At 50.6% G+C, this 18,434-nt stretch carries 17 protein-coding genes; 4 read left to right on the forward strand and 13 right to left on the reverse strand.

Annotated features, from left to right (window positions below; genetic code table 11):
• Positions 1 to 3: 3 nt before the first annotated feature.
• The 6 genes from ACN9MQ_RS00540 to rfaQ all read right to left on the reverse strand — a co-directional run bounded on the left by ACN9MQ_RS00540 (position 4) and on the right by rfaQ (position 6,412).
• Positions 4 to 774 (reverse strand): glycosyltransferase family 2 protein, encoded by a 771-nt coding sequence (locus ACN9MQ_RS00540; protein ID WP_279260070.1) that lies wholly within the window; start codon positions 772 to 774, stop codon positions 4 to 6.
• Positions 774 to 2,048, reverse strand: coding sequence for a lipid IV(A) 3-deoxy-D-manno-octulosonic acid transferase (gene waaA / locus ACN9MQ_RS00545; RefSeq protein WP_014168058.1), 1,275 nt, complete (start codon positions 2,046 to 2,048; stop codon positions 774 to 776). The genes ACN9MQ_RS00540 and waaA overlap by 1 nt, the downstream gene beginning before the upstream one ends.
• 65 nt (positions 2,049 to 2,113) lie before the next feature.
• Positions 2,114 to 3,103 (reverse strand): glycosyltransferase, encoded by a 990-nt coding sequence (locus tag ACN9MQ_RS00550; protein WP_426021488.1) that lies wholly within the window; start codon positions 3,101 to 3,103, stop codon positions 2,114 to 2,116.
• Between the two features lie 14 nt (positions 3,104 to 3,117).
• Positions 3,118 to 4,215, reverse strand: coding sequence for a glycosyltransferase (locus tag ACN9MQ_RS00555; RefSeq protein ID WP_032679322.1), 1,098 nt, complete (start codon positions 4,213 to 4,215; stop codon positions 3,118 to 3,120).
• A 2-nt stretch (positions 4,216 to 4,217) separates the two neighbouring features.
• Positions 4,218 to 5,345 (reverse strand): glycosyltransferase family 4 protein, encoded by a 1,128-nt coding sequence (locus ACN9MQ_RS00560; protein ID WP_426021487.1) that lies wholly within the window; start codon positions 5,343 to 5,345, stop codon positions 4,218 to 4,220.
• Positions 5,345 to 6,412, reverse strand: coding sequence for a putative lipopolysaccharide heptosyltransferase III (rfaQ, locus tag ACN9MQ_RS00565; RefSeq protein ID WP_426021486.1), 1,068 nt, complete (start codon positions 6,410 to 6,412; stop codon positions 5,345 to 5,347). Before rfaQ ends, ACN9MQ_RS00560 begins: the two co-directional genes overlap by 1 nt.
• A 150-nt stretch (positions 6,413 to 6,562) precedes the next feature.
• Here rfaQ and ACN9MQ_RS00570 point away from each other — a divergent pair, with 150 nt between their 5' ends.
• Positions 6,563 to 7,525, forward strand: a complete 963-nt coding sequence (locus tag ACN9MQ_RS00570; protein ID WP_108647642.1) for a polysaccharide deacetylase family protein — start codon at positions 6,563 to 6,565, stop codon at positions 7,523 to 7,525.
• A gap of 14 nt (positions 7,526 to 7,539) precedes the next feature.
• Here the strand turns inward: ACN9MQ_RS00570 and ACN9MQ_RS00575 are convergent, their stop codons facing one another.
• From ACN9MQ_RS00575 to rfaD, 6 genes are read right to left on the reverse strand one after another with little or no spacing between them, the layout of a single operon-like run.
• Positions 7,540 to 8,703 carry an O-antigen ligase family protein gene (locus ACN9MQ_RS00575; protein WP_025206457.1) on the reverse strand — a complete coding sequence of 388 codons (1,164 nt, stop codon included), beginning with the start codon at positions 8,701 to 8,703 and terminating at the stop codon, positions 7,540 to 7,542.
• Positions 8,690 to 9,595, reverse strand: a complete 906-nt coding sequence (locus ACN9MQ_RS00580; RefSeq protein WP_422712892.1) for a sugar glycosyltransferase — start codon at positions 9,593 to 9,595, stop codon at positions 8,690 to 8,692. Before ACN9MQ_RS00580 ends, ACN9MQ_RS00575 begins: the two co-directional genes overlap by 14 nt.
• 1 nt (position 9,596) lies before the next feature.
• Positions 9,597 to 10,691 carry a glycosyltransferase family 9 protein gene (locus tag ACN9MQ_RS00585; RefSeq protein WP_426021485.1) on the reverse strand — a complete coding sequence of 365 codons (1,095 nt, stop codon included), beginning with the start codon at positions 10,689 to 10,691 and terminating at the stop codon, positions 9,597 to 9,599.
• Between the two features lie 3 nt (positions 10,692 to 10,694).
• Complete coding sequence (gene rfaC / locus ACN9MQ_RS00590) at positions 10,695 to 11,678, reverse strand: lipopolysaccharide heptosyltransferase RfaC (RefSeq protein WP_032679328.1); 984 nt, start codon at positions 11,676 to 11,678, stop codon at positions 10,695 to 10,697.
• A 3-nt stretch (positions 11,679 to 11,681) separates the two neighbouring features.
• Positions 11,682 to 12,728: an ADP-heptose--LPS heptosyltransferase RfaF gene (rfaF, locus tag ACN9MQ_RS00595; protein WP_020882677.1), complete on the reverse strand. Its 1,047-nt coding sequence runs from the start codon at positions 12,726 to 12,728 to the stop codon at positions 11,682 to 11,684.
• A 2-nt stretch (positions 12,729 to 12,730) separates the two neighbouring features.
• Positions 12,731 to 13,663 carry an ADP-glyceromanno-heptose 6-epimerase gene (gene rfaD, locus ACN9MQ_RS00600; RefSeq protein WP_008502707.1) on the reverse strand — a complete coding sequence of 311 codons (933 nt, stop codon included), beginning with the start codon at positions 13,661 to 13,663 and terminating at the stop codon, positions 12,731 to 12,733.
• A 215-nt stretch (positions 13,664 to 13,878) separates the two neighbouring features.
• Between rfaD and kbl the strand changes: the two genes are divergently transcribed.
• Both kbl and tdh read left to right on the forward strand, forming a co-directional pair.
• A complete protein-coding gene (gene kbl, locus ACN9MQ_RS00605; protein WP_020882676.1) occupies positions 13,879 to 15,075 on the forward strand; it encodes a glycine C-acetyltransferase in 1,197 nt (398 codons plus the stop codon).
• A gap of 9 nt (positions 15,076 to 15,084) precedes the next feature.
• A complete protein-coding gene (tdh, locus tag ACN9MQ_RS00610; protein ID WP_020882675.1) occupies positions 15,085 to 16,110 on the forward strand; it encodes an L-threonine 3-dehydrogenase in 1,026 nt (341 codons plus the stop codon).
• Between the two features lie 39 nt (positions 16,111 to 16,149).
• On the opposite strand, the gene ACN9MQ_RS00615 is transcribed toward tdh, so the two are convergent.
• Positions 16,150 to 17,283 (reverse strand): glycosyltransferase family 9 protein, encoded by a 1,134-nt coding sequence (locus ACN9MQ_RS00615; protein ID WP_426021484.1) that lies wholly within the window; start codon positions 17,281 to 17,283, stop codon positions 16,150 to 16,152.
• 324 nt (positions 17,284 to 17,607) lie between these two features.
• Between ACN9MQ_RS00615 and ACN9MQ_RS00620 the strand changes: the two genes are divergently transcribed.
• Positions 17,608 to 18,366: a glycosyltransferase family 2 protein gene (locus ACN9MQ_RS00620; RefSeq protein WP_063214984.1), complete on the forward strand. Its 759-nt coding sequence runs from the start codon at positions 17,608 to 17,610 to the stop codon at positions 18,364 to 18,366.
• The last annotated feature ends 68 nt before the right edge of the window (positions 18,367 to 18,434 follow it).

The raw sequence follows: 18,434 nt of genomic DNA on the forward strand, positions 1-18,434 counted from the left end.
GGCTCACGTTTTCTCTGAGTAGCCGCGGCAGAGCGCCCACAGCTCGGTGTATTTGTTGAAAGTATACTGGGCATTCACCACCGCCAGTAACCACCCCTGTTTACCGTCCAGCACGCCGCCTCGCAGCAGCAGTGTTTTCAGAAATGCCCCCAGCGTGTGGGTAAAAATTCCGGTCAGCGTGGCCTTCTTGCCGCGCAGGTGGCGCTCCTGTGCCCATGCGGTGGCATAGTTAAGCTGTTTGCGCTGGAAGCTGGCGAAATCCCGGCAGGTCAGATGCAGCAGATCGCCCGTCAGAGGAATGACGGGGGCACTGTCGCATGCCAGGGATTCATGGACCAGATTATCGTTGTACTGATATCGCTCACGCTCGTAGAGGCGCATTACGCGGTCTGGATACCAGCCGCTGTGGCGCATAAAACGGCCAAGGAAATAGTTGCGACGTGCAATGCTGTATACCGCGCCAGGCTGAGGTGCTGCCAGCACCGCCTGAATGGTCTGGCGGAGCTCTGGTGTGATGCGCTCGTCAGTGTCCAGCATCAGCACGTAATCGCCAGTAGCATAGCGCTGCGCGCGCTGGCGCTGGATGCCGTAGCCTTGCCAGTCGGTATCGATAAAGACCTTTGCACCCGCGGCACGGGCGACATCCACCGTGTTGTCCTCGCTGCCGGAGTCGAGAAGGACAATTTCGTCAGCCCAGGCGACGGAGGCCAGGCAGTCCGGAAGCAGGTCGGCGGCGTTTTTGGCGATCATCACGACCGACAGACGCGTTGACATTAGTGGCTCCGCTGAGGCAGATAAGGTTGCAGAAGTTGCAGCAGACGAGTGAGTGCGCCCTGGTTCTGATGCAGCACTTCGACAGCATGGCGACCATACCAGAGGCGGTAGTCTTCGTCGGTCAGAAGGGTTGAGACCTCTTTGACCACCGAGTCCGCGTCGGTCACGGTAATTAACCCGTCGGCTTGCTGCAATTTAGCGCAGATATCTTTGAAGTTAAACGTGTGTGGGCCCATCAGCACCGGAATGGCGTGTGCGGCCGGCTCAAGCGGATTATGGCCGCCACGCTCCACAAGGCTGCCGCCGACAAAAGCCAGATCGGCAATGCCGTAAAGCAGCATCAGCTCGCCCATAGTATCGCCAATCACCACCTGAGTGCTGCCGGAGGGGATCTCACCGCTGCTGCGTAGGGTAAAGCTGAAGCCGCCTTTCTGCACCATCTCACGCGCATCTTTAAAACGTTCGGGGTGACGAGGGACCAGAATCAGCAGCAAATCGGGGAATTTTTCCAGCAGTTTTCGATGGGCCTGCAGGATAATGGCTTCTTCGCCGTCATGGGTGCTGGTTGCAATCCACACCTGACGACGCGGTGCCCACTGGCGACGTAGCGTAATCGCACGGGCGGCGAGTTCAGGCGTGACGGAGATATCGAACTTCAGGCTACCCGTCACCGCAAGCTGGTTGCGTTTCAGGCCCAGAGCGAGAAAGCGCGCCGCGTCTTCTTCATTCTGCGCGGCAATCAGCGTAATTCGGCTGAGCAGGCGGCGCATAAATTTACCTAACTTGCCGTAACCTTTCGCCGAGCGCTCTGAAAGGCGCGCGTTGGCAATCACCAGCGGAATTTTACGGGCATGCAGGGCGGAAATCATATTTGGCCACAGTTCGGTTTCCATGACGATCACCAGTTTCGGGCGAACGGTATTCAGGAAGCGGTTCATGGCGCAAGGCAGGTCGTAAGGCAAATAGACGTGTTGAACGTCTTTACCGAACGCCGATAATGCGCGTTCAGATCCCGTCGGCGTCATGGTCGTGACCGTGATCGGCAGTGATGGATAGCGGTGACGAAGGGCGCGAACCAGCGGGATCGCCGCCAGCGTTTCGCCCACAGAAACGGAATGCAGCAAAATACCGTCCGGCACGACTTTATTGCGGCAGTAACCATAGCGTTCAGCCCAGCGTTTACGATACGCAGGCGCTTTACGGCTACGAAGCAACAGTCGCAGCCACACCAGTGGCTGGATGATGTAGAGCAGGGCGGTATACAACAATTCCAAGCGATTATCCGTTTTTTAGTTTCGGCGGGGAAATTCTAAGCATTTAAGCCGGGTAAAGCTATCTCTTATGCCAGATACCGTTTTAAACGGAAGTAGCGTCGGCCCAGGCGCCAGCGCAAACGGGGGCTTTTGGCACTTTTCCAGATAAGCCTCCAGATACCCGTGTCGAAGAACTCTTTTATTATCATCGACTTCTTCTGCACATCCTTCATATTGTCGAAGGTATGAATGATCCCAAGCCCCTCTTTGGCGATTTGCCAGTGGCAGGCGGGGATATCTTTCACTTTTTCCGGGTAACGCTGGTTGATGGCATCCAGCATCTGCAGAATTTTCATGTAATGGCGCGCCGAGCGAATCAGCGTGTCATCATTGTCCGGCATATGGGAAACCGATGCGGAGTGAATGTAATAGTCGTAAAAACGTTCACTGGTGTACTGCACGCGGTCAGCCGCGAGCAAGACTTCGGTAGTCCACGGGATATCCTGATGGCGCAGGCCGGGCTCAAAACGAAAACCGTTCTGACGAATAAAGTCGTGGCGATAGATATTCAGCCAGGTCACATGCAGAAACTTGCGTGAGTTGAGCGCTTTTTTTAACCAGGCCGCACCGGTCATGACGCCTGTCGAGGCCAGCTTGTCTTCCGGGAAAATCGGCCGTGAAGGCTTCTTATTGTTTTCCCAGACGTAGTTTCCGTTGCAGGTGGCGACATCCAGATTCTGTGTGACGGCCATATCAAGCAAGCGCTGATACATGCCGGGCTTAAAGACATCATCAATATCCGGGAAAGAGAGATATTGGCCGGTAGCGACGGCCAGACCGGTATTGCGCGCAATGGATACACCCTGATTTTCCTGTTCGATAACCTGCATTTGTGGCAGTTTTTCACGCCAGGTTTCGACTATCTGCATCGAACTGTCCGTGGAGCCATCATTGACGATGATGACTTCCATACTGTCGATCTGTTGATTCGCAAGGCAGGTAAAGAACTGATCCAGGAAAGCTTCGCCGTTATAAACGGCAACCACTACGCTTAATAATGGCGCTGAATTTTGCATAAGAAACCTGATTATTATTGATTGTCTACCAACGCAACATATTGCTGGCAAATGGCATTTATCCCGAACGACGCGATCGTTGCGCTATCAACGACAGGCGGGGAGGTATAGAGATCGGCCAGTGTTTTCGCCAGTGATTCATCATTCATCTCCGACAGCCCGCGCGCCAGCGTACCCGTGAGGATTTCAGCAGGCCCGCCAGGACAGTTCGTACTGACAGGCGGCGTCTGGCAGATGATGGATTCTACCAGTACGTTACCAAAACCTTCACAGTCAGAACTTAACACTAAAAGCCGTGCGCCTTTAATCCACGGATAAGGGTTGGACTCGAAGGGGCGGAAAATAACCTTGTCTTCGATCCCGAGTTCTTTCGCTAACTGTTTAAGCTGTTGAATTTTGGTGTCAGAACCGTTGCCCATCATCACCAGCGATGCGTCTATTTTGCTCTGCGCATAGGCACGCAGAAGGCGGTCGTGGCGTTTATGTTCATGAAAACGACCCACGTGAATAATGTAATCCTGCCCCTGCATCTCAAAAGGCGCATCCGCCAGACGCTGGATTTCAGGAATATCAAAGGGATTATGGATAACCGCTTTGCGACGAAGGTCGATGGACAGCGTCTCTGAGAGATCTTTCAGCACGGCGGCGGAGACGGCGACAACGTTTCGGTTTTCGTAGGTATGACGAATTTTGTAATGCTTAAACCAGCGTGAAAGGCCGTGGCGATGACGCAGGTAGGAGAATGAGAACATGCCATGCACGCAGAACCAGACCTTATCGCGATCCAGCGCACGACTGTGCGCCACAATACGATCGGTTTTATGCAGGTGCGAGAATATGACGTCGAACTTCCCGCTGCGCTCAGCCTGCTCAATGGCATTGTCCAGCAGTTGCGCCCGGCGCGGGATCTCGGTGAGCTTTCTCCAGGGCTTTTTACACGTATCCTGAATGACCTGATAATCAATGCCTGCCGGGATGGCGTAGTCGCACACCTTTCGCAGGGAGAAAAGGGAGACCTGATGCCCCATTTCTATCAATCCGCTGGAGAGGGTGAGAACCGTTTTTTCGGCTCCTCCACCGGGCAAACCATCAATAATCATTAGGATGCGCATTTTTAATCCAGTAATTTTTGATAAAGCGAAATAAGCTGACTTGATAATTTTTCTGGGGTCGCTTCTTTTACGCGCTCACGCGCTGCCCGCCCCATATCGTTATTCTTATCCAAAGATGGAAGGGTCATGACTGCCTCCTTCAATCTGCTGATATCAAGTGCATCACAGTAAAAGCCATTCTGACCTTGCTCAATAAACTCTGCACCACCGCAACTCACTGAAGTAATGACGGGCAAACCGCAGGCCATCGCTTCAAGAATGACGTTTGGAAAAGGATCATACAGCGTTGGCAGCAGTAATCCATCGGATACCTGGTAAAATGGTAGTGTCTCTTTTTGCATCCCCAGGAAGCGAATTTGCCCCTCACAGCCCAATGAACGGGCGAGGTCACGGTAACGACTTTCTGCTTTATCCTGTCCAACCACAATCAGCCACGCGGGTGTGCCCGTAATAGCGCGGATAGCGCTGGCCAGTCCCTTACGTTCAAAACCTGACCCGACGAAACACAACACCACGGCATCGACAGGCAATCCGAGCTGCTGACGCAGTGCAGCGCGCTGTCCTTCGGTTGCCGGAACGAAGCGGCTGGAATCAATTGAATTATAAATCACATGTATCTTTTTTGCGTCAATATCAAAGTCTTCGATGATTTCGCGTTTGATCATCTCCGCATTGCAGATAACGGCTTTCAATTCAGGAGCCTGATACATTTCACGTTCGGCGTGCATGACGTAGCGATGGTAGCGATCGTGCATCAGAAGTTGTGCACGCCAGGCAGGCAGAATGCGCGCACGCTGCAGCAGCCAACGCCGGTGCACGCCATCCCCTGCGCGGTAAATATCGCAGCCAGGAATACGCTCGTGGCTCTGCACAATGTCAAACTGCTGCTGTTCCCACAGTGCACGCGCAGCATGTGCAAACCCACGTTCGCGACTGATTCGGCCCCATTTACGTGGGTCGCAAATATGGATATGCCAGTCGTCCTGCTTCTCCCCCTGCCACTCACGCGTGATGACGTTGAGCTCCAGGTTTTGGTTGCTCAGTGCAGTAAGTGCCCGGGAAACGAAGCGTTCCGCCCCGCCATCAGGACGGTATTTTTGGCGAACAATCGCCAGACGATGGTGTTTCATTACAGGTATCTCCTGGCGGCGGAGACCACGACATTAACGGGAATGGCGTCGAGATAGCGTTCAGTTGTTTTGGTATCAATGGCGTCCGGGTCGGGAAGTGGGCCAAAATCGCCAGCCCAGATGACTTCACCGTTGACCTGCCATGGCGACCAGAATACCCGTTTTGACGGGCCGAAGAGAGCAATGCACGGCGTCTGAAGCGCGGCGGCCATGTGCATCGGAACGGAATCGACGCCAATAAAGAGGCGCGCATGATCGATAAGTGATGCCAGCTGGCGCAACGTGAGTTGACCGGCCAGTGAGACTACGCCCGTTTTTGGCGCCGCGGCGAGAATGCGGTCTATCATCGCCAGCTCTTTTTTATCCGGGCCTGCGGTGAGAACTACAGTGTGGCCATCCTGCTGGAGTGCCGTGATGGTTTGCGCCATTTTGCCTTCGTCCCAGCATTTAAAGAACCAGCGTGACGTGGGCTGGATCACCACGTAGTTATCAGCCACACCCTGTTGTGTCAGTAGCTGGCGCGCGCGATCCCAGTCCTCTGCGCGATAGGCCATAGTGACGTCTGGCTGAGCCGGGACGGGCAACGGTGAAAGAATAGAAAGATTTTGCTCAACGGTATGGAGAGACGGGTGATTGGCGACGGAAACCAAATCGGTATGACAAAAACGCCAGAACGCGTTTTTTCGCTTGTTAAACGCGAACCCGAGGCGTACTGGCGCGCCGGTGAAACGGGTGACAATGGCGCTGCGCCACTGATCGGCAAGGTTAATCACCAGATGATAACGCTGCGCTCTTAAGGCACAGAGTAACTGCCACTCTTTTTGCAGATGTTTCAGGGTGCCGAGCTGCTTCCATTTACGATCTATACCGTAGATGGTGCCGATCGCCGGATGCGCGGCGAGCATATCGCGTGTCTCTTCATAAAGAAGAACATCGATTTGCGCCGTGGGCCATTTTTGACGTAACGAATTAATGACCGGAGTTGTGAGTAACATGTCGCCATGATGTCGAAGTTTGATAAGTAAAATACGTAAATCAGGCGTGTCGAGTAGGTTAATCATCATCATCTTATCAGCGGTATACTGTCAGCAATTCTAATAGACCTGATGGCGACTTGCACTCTTTCTCCATAATGTCAGGAATTTCCCTGGAAGGGTTTACTCCTCCTTCGCAGAGTGCGTAACATAGCCCTCACTCTTACGTCTTACGGACTCATTATGAAAAAACCAGCGTTTATCATCACCATTGATACAGAAGGCGATAATCTCTGGCAAAACCACCGTGTTATCAAAACGGAAAATGCACGCTACCTGGCACGATTTCAGGCGCTATGCGAGCGTTTTGGTTTTAAGCCGGTCTGGCTGACCAACTATGAGATGGCGATCGAACCGGTTTTCATTGAGTTCGCAAAAGATGTGATTGCCCGCGGCCAGGGCGAGGTTGGCATGCATCTTCATGCGTGGAACAGCCCACCTGAACATGACCTCACCGGTGATGACTGGCGCTGGCAGCCTTATCTGATTGAGTTTTCAGATGAAATTATGCGCGAGAAAGTGCTTTTTATGACGCACTTACTGGAAGAGACCTTCCAGACCAAAATGCTGAGCCACCGTGCCGGGCGTTGGGCGTTTGATCGTCGCTACGCAAACTTGCTGATAGAGCTGGGTTATCAGGTTGACTGTTCCGTCACCCCACGGGTGAACTGGCGAAATGCCAAAGGGGCGCCGCAGGGTCACGGAGGAACGAATTACCAGCATTTCCCTGACCATGCCTACTTTATCGATACAGAGGATATTTCCCGCCCGGGAAATAGCCCTCTGCTCGAAGTGCCGATGAGTATTCAGTATAAACACCCGGCCTGGCTGAACACCGTTAAACAGGGCTACGATCGGCTGCGTGGGAAATACCGTTCCCCGTCAGTTAACTGGCTGCGTCCGTCCGGTGGAAATGCGTCTGAGATGATTAAGGTCGCACAACAGTGCTTGTCGCAGGGCAATGATTATGTGGAGTTTATGCTCCATTCTTCAGAATTTATGCCCGGCGGAAGTCCTACGTTCAAAGATGATGCGGCCATTGAAGGGTTGTACCAGGATTTGGAACAGTTGTTTACATGGCTGTCGGACAAGACGGTGGGGATGACGCTGGCGGAGTTTTATCGGAGTAAAAGAAGCGCCGGTTAACCGGCGCCTAAAGATTATCTCTGAACGGTTTTTTTCACGGGTGTACTAAATATGATGGCTAATGGTATCCAGAATAACACCCAGTATTCTCGAGGATTACTGATAACGAACATCCCCTGAGTGGAATAAAATACGAGCGCGAAAATCAGTACCGCAACCTCGGCTTTGTGGTCTACAGCAAGGTGTCTCAGGCATTGCCTGAATGCGTAGGCAATCATCGCTAAAAACAGCGTTAGCCCTACAATTCCGCCCTTAAGAAAGGCACCGAAGTAGAGGCTGTGTGTAGTCGTCACATGCTGTTCATAACCATTAATGAATGACAGCTCTTTATTAAATCCCCAGCCAAATACTAATCTTTCTTTTGTTACTTCAAAAGCATGCTGCCAGATGCCAAAACGAACGGAGCCAGCCTGGTTAGAATCTTCAAACCGCTTTATTAGCAGGTCGTAAAAACCGCTGTAATAAAGTGTAATGCCCAGTATAAGCAGAGAGGCCAGGGACAAGAACACAAATTTGTTGTTCCATTTTGGTTTAATACAGAATATGACAGCTGTTGCTATTATTAACGCCAATAATGGTCCGCGGCTTTGCGTCAGTAATAAGCCACTCAACAACAACGGAACCGGAACATAATACCAAAGGCTGCGGGTTTCTCGAACGAGAATTGCACTTAAAATAATCCCCAATGCCATATAGCCACCCAGATCAATGACGTTGTCGGGTGCATAAGGAAAAGCGTTCATTAAACGCCCAACGAACAGGTGAGGCTTGTTAACATAAATAAATGTCATCAACGTGAGTACGATAATGCCAAAATAGGCCGCGCCAACAAGATATGTCTTCTTGTTTTCAAGCTCACATTGCCGGTACAGGCAGAAGAAAATAAGGATGTAAAATGAATGGGTAAGAGCAGAACTTAAGTGTGATGTCTCGGCCCAAAGGTTCGAGAGGGAAAAATAAAGGACAAAGAGAGTTAGCAGCCCAAGTGCAGGAAGAAATTCTTTGTCATGTATAAACCGCTCTCTGGCGCTTTTTACCAGCATTATAGTGATAAGAAAAAGGGCCAGGGAAACGTGGAAAAGAATATTTACCTTAGATACCCCACAGAATATCATGCTTAAAAACATAAATGCTACAAAAGGGTAAAATGTAATACGCGGCAGTCTATTTAAATACATCCGTAAAATCCTTTCTGACAAAAACAGAAGAAGGTATAGCACTTTGAGGGGAAAGATTAATCACCTCTTTGTTTGCAGAAGCAAAAATCTTACTTGCAAGAGAGAGTGCAGGAAGAACAATATCCTGTACTTTATCTTCCAGAAACGAAGGCAGCATGGTTTCGGCTTTCTCATAAAATCGCGGTTGAGAGAAGTGTGTCATATCCAGTCCAGCAATATAGATTTTTGAGAACCCCATGTAATATAAGACCTGCAATGCCCAGTAAACCACTGTACCGGCATCAACAATACCCTGACAAATATCGAGGCTAAAAGCGCTATTTGGCGTATTTTCAGAAAAAACGATCCCAGGACGATCCTTGAGGGTATCAAAAAGCGCTTCGCGTTTGATTGAGGGTTTATACGTTTCGTAGCAAATATCTTCGATTATGGCTATCTGGCAGTGGATATTTTCGTATGAAAAACGGTCAATAAGCTTAACCACCCCCATAGCCGTTGTAAACAGAAGCAAATTTTTATTGGCCACGATACGCTTTAACAACGCTGTTTGCCGGTCAATAAAAGTCATGTCAACGATAAAGTAATGGCTAAAATTAAGCTGGTTATGAAGGTGCCATGCCCCATTTACCCCCGTACGAATGACATCTACGGGTAATGTTGAAAAATCTATTTTTTTGACTGAGGGGCCAGTGGCGGTAATTAACACTTCTCCGCTAAATGCATTTTTGAGAGAAGTGAGGGAGGTAAGTTGAACGGGCTGACCACGATAGACAAAATCAGAAATCTCGCCGCTTTCATTACGCGCAATCTTCACATACGGCCACAAATTTTCATTGTGACGCATGTTTCGTTTATGAGTATAACGATAAAACTGCTTAGTCAGAGAGCCCATCTTAAGCCTTCTTGATTTCACTATTTTTATGCGCAACAGTAGACAACAAATGACTGATTTTTGCCAAATCTTCGTCTGTTACCTCAAAGAGCTCTTCTTTCGGCTGGCTGAAGTAGTAACGCGTTTCAAAGACGTAAGAGTTTATATTTTCATCATTCCCAATCAGCAATACTTTGCCAAGCGGACGTTGTTCATAATGGCAGCAAGGGCCAAACAGCAACACCACCGGGACGCCCACCGCATCGGCAATGTAGATATTCCCTGAATCTGACGCAATATAACAATCCATTTTGGATATCGCCCACGGCAGTTCTTCGAGCGATATTTTGCCAATGAGGTTGATAAAATTGGGAATTTCACCGTAAGCGCGGGTGATGTCATCCATCCACGGCTGTTCGTTTGGTGCGCCAAAAACATAAAACTCGCAGGGCAGGTCGGCAAGATGATCGACAATACGTTTCCAGATTGCCGGGGGAACCGTCTTTGCTTTGTTACCGGCAGAAATGCTGATACCAATTCGGATAACCCCGGGTTTATCGAGAATTTGCGGGTAAACCGCAGGCTTGAACAGGGGCTTTGTGGCGTGCTTGGGTGAGTCCTGCCAGGTGAGCGCGCGATCGGCGAGCTTGAGATAGTTAGTGACGGACAGCGTCTTTTTGCCATGCTCAACGGTACCATCAGCCGTGGCATAAAAAATTCCGTGATACCACCTGCGTGTATAAGTGCTTAAAAATTGTTTGTTTTTTGCATTACAGGCTGAGGCGAAAAAGAGATTCACACTGTTGGGCTGCAGCAGATAGACATTGTCGTAGCGATTCATTATCCGGCAGGCGAAGCAGAGCTTACGCCACAGGTTGCGCTTTTGCTGCTCCACAAAAAAGATCTCTTCGATACTGTCGTCATGCTGAGCCAATGCGTTAACGCTGCGGCTGATCAGCACATCGCTTTTTTGCAGATACGCCAGTAGAGGCGTTGCATTGATAAAGTCACCGATTTTGGCTGTCTGAATGACAAGGTTTCTGCCCGTGTCTTTGCGAAACAGCTTCCGGATGAGTTTCACCGGAAAAAGTAAAATCAGCAGAAATACATAACTCATGGGTTAAATATCCCTGTTAGAAAGCCGATGGCTGCCCTGTAAAAACGAAAAAATCGCATCTGCGGTAATGTCTCTCATCTGCTGCGTCGGACTGACCATTTGATGCTGGTTTTTACCGTACCCCCCGATCAGTCCCGGGTCGGTCGGACCGAAGAGGGTGATATTGGGGCGGTCCAGCGCTGCGGTTAAGTGGCTTAATCCGGTATCCACGGATACGACGGCGTTGGCGCCTGCCAGTTGCGCGGCAACCTGAGCCAGCGTGAGTTTAGGTAACACTTCCACATTTGAAAAACCCGCGGCCAAACGCTCTGCGCGTTGCCTTTCGTGTTCTGCGCCCCACGGGAGTTTAATATGGATGCCGGTCGGTTGCATTAGCTCAATGAGTCTTCGCCAGTGTGATTCCGGCCAGTGCTTATCATCGCGCGTTGTGGCATGCAGAAAGACCAGATAGGGCGGTGTGTGCGTCTTCGCATCGCGCAAAAAATGCTGCGCAATAGCGTAATCACCCTGCGTGTCCGGTTTTGCATAGCCGAGGCTTTTCGCAAACAGCTCGCGGGTGCGCTCCACGGCGTGCTGCTGTTTCGCGATATGGTGGCGGCGATTATAGAACAGGCTCGCCAGCGGCTCGCGGGCGGTTTGCCAGTCCATACCGTGCTTTACGCCGTGCGCCAGACGCGTGACCAGCGCGGCGCTTTTGACCAGACCCTGTGCGTCAATGATGGCATCGTAACGCTGCGCTTGCACCGCATCACGGAAGGCTTGACGTTCAGCCTTAATCGGTGCTGAGAACCACGCTTTACGCCAGCGGCGGATAGCAACCGGGATCACGCGGTCTACTGCTTCATGCCAGGTGGGGATCTGTGCGAAGCCCTCCTCCACCACCCAGTCAAAACGAATGCCGGGAATGGCCTGCATGGCGTCGGTGAGCGACGGCAGAGTATGCAGGACATCGCCCATGGAAGAGGTTTTAACGATCAATACCCGCATCCGTTATCCTTCTTCACTCAACAGCAGCTCGTTGAGCTCTTCAAGGACACGCTCGGGCGTGATGTCGATCAGGCTCTGGTGATAGCCTTCAGCCGCATCGCCTTTTCGCACCTTGTGATAACCGCTGATCAGACGTATGACGCGCGCTTTATGAGAAAGCGGTGGCGTAAAGTCAGGGCTGCTGGGGCCATACAGAGCAACCAGCGGCCGGTTGAGCGCAGCGGCGACGTGCATCAGGCCTGAGTCGTTGGTGACGACGGCTTTACAGGCGGCAAGTAAAACTACCGCCTGTTCCAGCTGGGTTTCCCCTGCCAGATTACGGCACCATGCCTGCTGTTCTGTATTCAACGAAGCCAGAATTTCGTTACCCGCCTCGTGGTCTTTCGCCGAGCCAAACAACACGACCTGATTACCTTCATCGATCAGCTGTTTTGCCAGCTCAGCGTAATGATAATGCGGCCAGCGTTTTGCCGGGCCGAACTCTGCTCCCGGGCAGAAACCGATCATAGGGCGTTCTGATGAAATTCCAAACGCGTTGCAGGTGTGGGATTTCTCACCGTCGTTGACCTGGAGCTGGGGCCAGAGCAGCGGTTGCGGCAGATCTTTTGCGCTGCGCATCACGCCTTTGTCATAGGCCAGCGCGACGTAGCGCTCGACCATGAGTGGCCAGGCGTCTTTATCAAGCACGCGCGCGTCGTTTAGCAGACCGTAGCGCATTTCTCCACGCCAGCCGGTGCGATGGGGGACGCCCGCAAAGAAGGGTACCAGGGCGGATTTAAAGGAGTTAGGCAGGACATAGGCGCGGTCATAGCGCTTTTCGCGCAGGCTATGGCCGAGCTTGCGACGCTCACCAATTTCCAGCGCGCCGTGGCCGAGCGGCATTGGGATCGCCTCGTTAACTTCCGGCATACGCGATAACAACGGACGGCACCAGGCAGGTGCCATCACATCAATTATCGCCTGGGGATAACGCGCCTTGAGCGTGCGATAGAGACTTTGCGACATCATCATGTCGCCCACCCATGACGGGCCGATCACCAGAATTTTCATACTTACGCGTCGCGGTTCAGCCAGGCCATGTATTCCGTTACGCCTTCGGCAACGGTCTTGAACGGTTTGTCGTAACCCGCCGCACGCAGGTTGGTCAAATCCGCCTGCGTGAAGGCCTGGTAACGACCTTTCAGTTTGTCCGGGAACGGAATGTATTCAATGCTGCCTTTTTTGTGGTACGCCAGGGTGGCGTCCGCCACGGCCTGGAAGGATTCCGCACGGCCTGTCCCCAGGTTAAAGATACCGGAGACGCCGTTTTCCCAGAACCACAGGTTCACTGCCGCCACGTCGCCTACGTAGACGAAATCACGCTTGAAGCCGTCACTGCCTTCAAACAGTTTCGGGCTTTCGCCATTGTTCAGCTGCGTGTTCAGGTGGAACGCGACGCTCGCCATGCTCCCTTTGTGGCCTTCGCGCGGTCCGTACACGTTGAAGTAACGGAAACCCACAATCTGGGAATTGGCTTCAGGCAGAACCTGACGCACGTATTCATCGAACAGGAATTTGGAGTAGCCATAGACGTTCAGCGGCTGCTCATATTCGCGGGATTCGATGAAGTCTGACGTACGGCCACCGTAGGTTGCTGCAGAAGAGGCGTACAGGAACGGAATTTCACGCTCCAGGCAGTAATGCAGGATCTCTTTGGAGTACTGATAGTTATTGTCCATCATGTACTTGCCATCCCACTCGGTGGTGGAAGAGCATGCACCTTCGTGGAAGATGGCTTCGATCTCGCCGAACTCTTCACCTGCCATAATCTGGATAAGGAAGTCTTCTTTATCCATATAGTCAGCGATGTTCAGATCCACCAGGTTTACAAACTTGGTGCCGTCTTTCAGGTTGTCCACCACCAGAATGTCGGTGATGCCTTTGTCATTGAGGGCCTTAACAATGTTGCTGCCGATAAAGCCCGCGCCGCCGGTAACGATGATCATAACTGTAACCTTTGAAGTGTGGAGTCCGGGGACAATCCCGGACGCTAATGTTCTTATCATATCATTAGTATGGCTGCCCTTCAGCCATTCACCGACATAGCGCAAGGGTACACGTGATTTATGCTGCAAAAACGAGAAGAGATAATGTGTCATCTCGTCATGGCGGCCAGGGTTGGGTAATATGTGCCAAAATTTGCCGAGTCTGGAGAATTGCAATGCGTGGTGATTTTTACAAACAGTTAAACAGCGACCTCGACACCGCACGTGCGGAAGGGTTGTTCAAAGAAGAGCGTATTATCACGTCTGCTCAGCAGGCGGACATCACCGTTGCCGATGGCAGCCATGTGATCAACTTTTGTGCGAACAACTACTTAGGTCTTGCGAATCACCCTGAGCTGATTGCCGCGGCAAAACAAGGCATGGACACCCACGGTTTCGGTATGGCCTCCGTACGCTTTATCTGCGGTACGCAGGACAGCCATAAGCAGCTTGAGAAAAAGCTGGCGGACTTCCTGGGGATGGAAGATGCGATCCTGTACTCCTCGTGCTTCGACGCCAACGGTGGTCTGTTTGAGACGCTGCTCGGCGCAGAAGATGCCATTATCTCCGACGCCCTGAACCACGCTTCTATCATTGACGGTGTGCGCCTGTGTAAAGCGAAGCGCTTCCGCTACGCCAACAACGACATGGTGGAACTGGAAGCGCGCCTGAAAGAAGCGCGTGAAGCAGGTGCCCGCCATGTGCTGATTGCCACAGACGGCGTGTTCTCTATGGATGGCGTGATTGCCAACCTGAAGGGCGTGTGCGACCTGGCAGACAAATACGATGCGCTGGTGATGGTTGATGATTCACACGCCGTCGGTTTTGTTGGTGAGAACGGCCGTGGATCTCACGAATACTGTGACGTAATGGGTCGCGTGGACATTATCACCGGTACGCTGGGTAAAGCGCTCGGCGGCGCGTCAGGGGGTTATACTGCTGCGCGTAAAGAGGTGGTTGAGTGGCTGCGCCAGCGTTCCCGTCCATACCTGTTCTCCAACTCGCTGGCACCGGCGATCGTTGCCGCATCCATTAAAGTCCTGGAAATGGTGGAGTCTGGCGCTGAGCTGCGCGACCGTCTGTGGTCAAACGCCCGTCTGTTCCGTGAAAAAATGGGTGCCGCAGGGTTTACGCTCGCCGGTGCCGATCACGCCATTATCCCGGTGATGCTGGGCGATGCGGTTGTGGCGCAGAATTTTGCTCGCGAGCTGCAGAAAGAAGGAATTTACGTTACCGGGTTCTTCTTCCCGGTGGTACCAAAAGGCCAGGCGCGTATCCGCACCCAGATGTCTGCGGCGCATTCGCCTGAACAAATTGAACGTGCGGTGGAAGCCTTTACCCGCATCGGCAAACAGCTGGGCGTAATTGCCTGAGGACGTGTGATGAAAGCGTTATCCAAACTGAAAGCGGAAGAAGGGATTTGGATGACCGACGTGCCGGAGCCGGAAGTCGGTCATAACGATCTGCTGATCAAAATTCGTAAAACCGCCATTTGCGGCACTGACGTTCATATCTACAACTGGGACCAGTGGTCGCAGAAAACCATTCCGGTACCGATGGTCGTGGGCCACGAATATGTCGGCGAAGTGGTGGGCATGGGTCAGGAAGTAAAAGGCTTCAACATTGGCGACCGCGTCTCGGGTGAAGGTCATATTACCTGTGGTCACTGCCGTAACTGCCGCGGTGGACGCACGCACCTGTGCCGTAACACAATCGGCGTGGGCGTGAACCGTCCGGGCTGCTTCGCAGAATATCTGGTGATCCCGGCGTTTAACGCGTTCAAAATCCCGGACAACATTTCTGACGATCTGGCCTCTATCTTTGATCCCTTCGGCAACGCGGTACACACGGCGCTCTCTTTCGACCTGGTCGGCGAAGATGTGCTGGTTTCCGGCGCGGGTCCCATCGGAATTATGGCGGCCGCGGTGGCGAAGCACGTTGGTGCCCGCAATGTGGTGATTACCGATGTGAACGAGTATCGCCTGTCGCTGGCGCGCAAAATGGGCGTGACCCGCGCGGTGGATGTCTCTAAAGAGAGCCTGAGCGACGTGATGGAAGAGCTGGGCATGACCGAAGGTTTTGACGTGGGTCTTGAGATGTCCGGCGCACCACCGGCGTTTCGCACCATGCTGGACACCATGAACCACGGCGGACGTATTGCGATGCTGGGCATTCCACCGTCTGATATGTCTATCGACTGGAACAAGGTTATCTTCAAGGGGCTGTTCATCAAAGGTATCTACGGCCGCGAGATGTTCGAAACCTGGTACAAGATGGCGGCACTGATCCAGTCTGGTCTGGACCTCTCTCCGATTATCACCCATCGCTTCTCCATCGATGAGTTCCAGGAAGGCTTTGACGCGATGCGCTCTGGCCAGTCCGGGAAGGTTATCCTGAGCTGGGATTGAGAGTAAAAGCCGGCCGGATTTAAATCCGACCGGCTTTCATCACAGGTATTTATCTTTTTCTTCTATAACGCATTTGCCATCTAAAATATTCTTGGCTTCAGTGGCAATTAAATTTATGTCGATTTTTCTATCGTATTTATTGAAAATAAGTTGTTTTGCATTTTCGCCTATCGGGCCGAATATTTTATTGCCTTCGTAATTCTTATTATGATCAAGAAGCATTGAGTAATATATAGCTACGAGCTTTTTATCTAAAGCGCAGGCAATATGGACAATAGCGGTATCCACTGAAATGACAAGGTCTGCTTGCTTGATTAGCGCAATGGTGTCCCATAATGACGGGAAAATAGATACGGAAACTGCAGGATCCTGAATGTTTAATTTTTCAGTCTTTTTTCTTTCACCAACAATGAAAATATGATTATCTTTTGGTTCTGAAATTTTTGAAATCAGGCTTACTAATTGCTCGCGACTAAGACTTCGCTCATCTACACTGGCAAAGGGGTTGATTACGATCCACTTTTTTCCTTTAAAAGGAAGAAGATACTCATTAATAGTCTCTTCGTGGCTCGGTAAAGCTGGTAAAGAGTAAGATAAGTGTTTCCTGTGAATATTTAATGCAGTAAGCATCTTTTTCTGTGGATCAGTAATGTGAAAGTCTCCCTCCGCTGGCAGTTGTAAATTGTAGGGCTTATTAAGCCAGCCACCAAAACTCATCGCATATTTATATTTCGTTTTCTGCAGCAGTTGTACACTAAAGAGCTCTTTTCTTTTCATCCATGCATAAGGATTAATGATCAGGTCAGTCTCTATTTGTGAGATGGAGTTTAAATCATTGATATCAATGATAAAAATCTCATCAATATCAACGATTTTTTCAAATAAAGCCCTGTTTCTTTCTTCTGCCGCGATCTGGACAATATACCCAGCCTTTTTCAGTTCTCTCCACATGCCGGTATGACAAACGGCATCACCAATCCCTAAATCTAAAAAAGGAAAAAGGATCCGCTTTACTGAGGAACTATCGAAAGGTTTGCCTCTTTTATCGGGAATGTTTTTAGATAATTTATAGAGTTTAAGCCGACGTTTTAATTCATGAGTCTTATGATTTCGTTGGCGATTAAGTGCTTTAAAATAAAGGATGATTTTTTTCATTTGTTTGACAAACCACATTTTAAACATTCTGCTAACAGTATAAGCATAATGATAAGTAATGTGAACATCTATTTTAATGAGGAATTAATTTTTTATTTAATAATTTCAATGAGTTATGGCGCTTGGCGCGCTGTGCAGGTCACTCTCTGCTGGTCAAACAGTGCTTTTTAGTGCCTGGATAAAGGCAAAAGTATGTTTACAGGCCTACTTTAAGGAATGAAGAGTATGGAATGGATGTCACAAAAGACGATTTTATTTATTATTTGCTGATTGTTTCGATATTCACTTAAATAGACTTTCCCTGCTACAATTGTGTAGGTCATTTTCGAAAAGAGTAAGGGAATGTTCAAGTTAACTGTTTGTTTACTCACCTGCAATTCAGCCAGGGTTCTTAACCATGTTCTGCCTCCTCTTCTTAAAATTGCAGATGAAATGATTGTTGTTGATTCCGGAAGTAAAGATAACACGCTATCCATTTGTGAAAGTTATAATTTAAGCCCTATCTATAGACAATATACGATGCATGGGGACCAAATGAACTATGCGGTGAGTCTTGCATCTCATGATTGGGTGTTATGCATGGATAGCGATGAAATCCTGGATGACCTGACTGTATCCTTTATTCTGAATCTGAAGAGTGGGGCTGAGCCTCCACCGGATCATGCCTGGCGTATTGCTCGACACTGGTACGTACTCGGAAAAGAAGTTCGTACTATCTATCCAGTATCGTCGCCAGATTTCCCTGTACGTCTTTTTAATCGCACCTGTGCAAAATTTAATCTCCGACCAGTAGATGACAAGGTGGAAGGTGAACTTAATGCTTTCATCATGGCTGGGCATGTACGCCATGATACCTTTTATGACCTGAATGAAGTGTTTAATAAGCTCAATAGCTATACAACAAGGCTGGTCAAATATCAGAAGATCCGCCCTTCAATTGGACGAGGCCTTATTAGTGCCATTGGGGCGTTTTTTAAATGGTATCTTTTCAGTGGTGCCTGGCGGCAGGGGAAAGTGGGCGTCGTGACGGGACTCTATGCAACGCTATACAGTTTTCTCAAATATTTCAAAGCCTGGTATCAGTTTGAGGATAAAAAATAGCCCGCATGCAGGAAGTATACGGGCGCTCATCTCGTTGCCATGCTCTGCCCGCCTGCGTTGGCGGGCCA

This window comes from Enterobacter sp. R-25 (assembly GCF_049913205.1).
Taxonomy (GTDB): Bacteria; Pseudomonadota; Gammaproteobacteria; order Enterobacterales; family Enterobacteriaceae; genus Enterobacter; species Enterobacter ludwigii.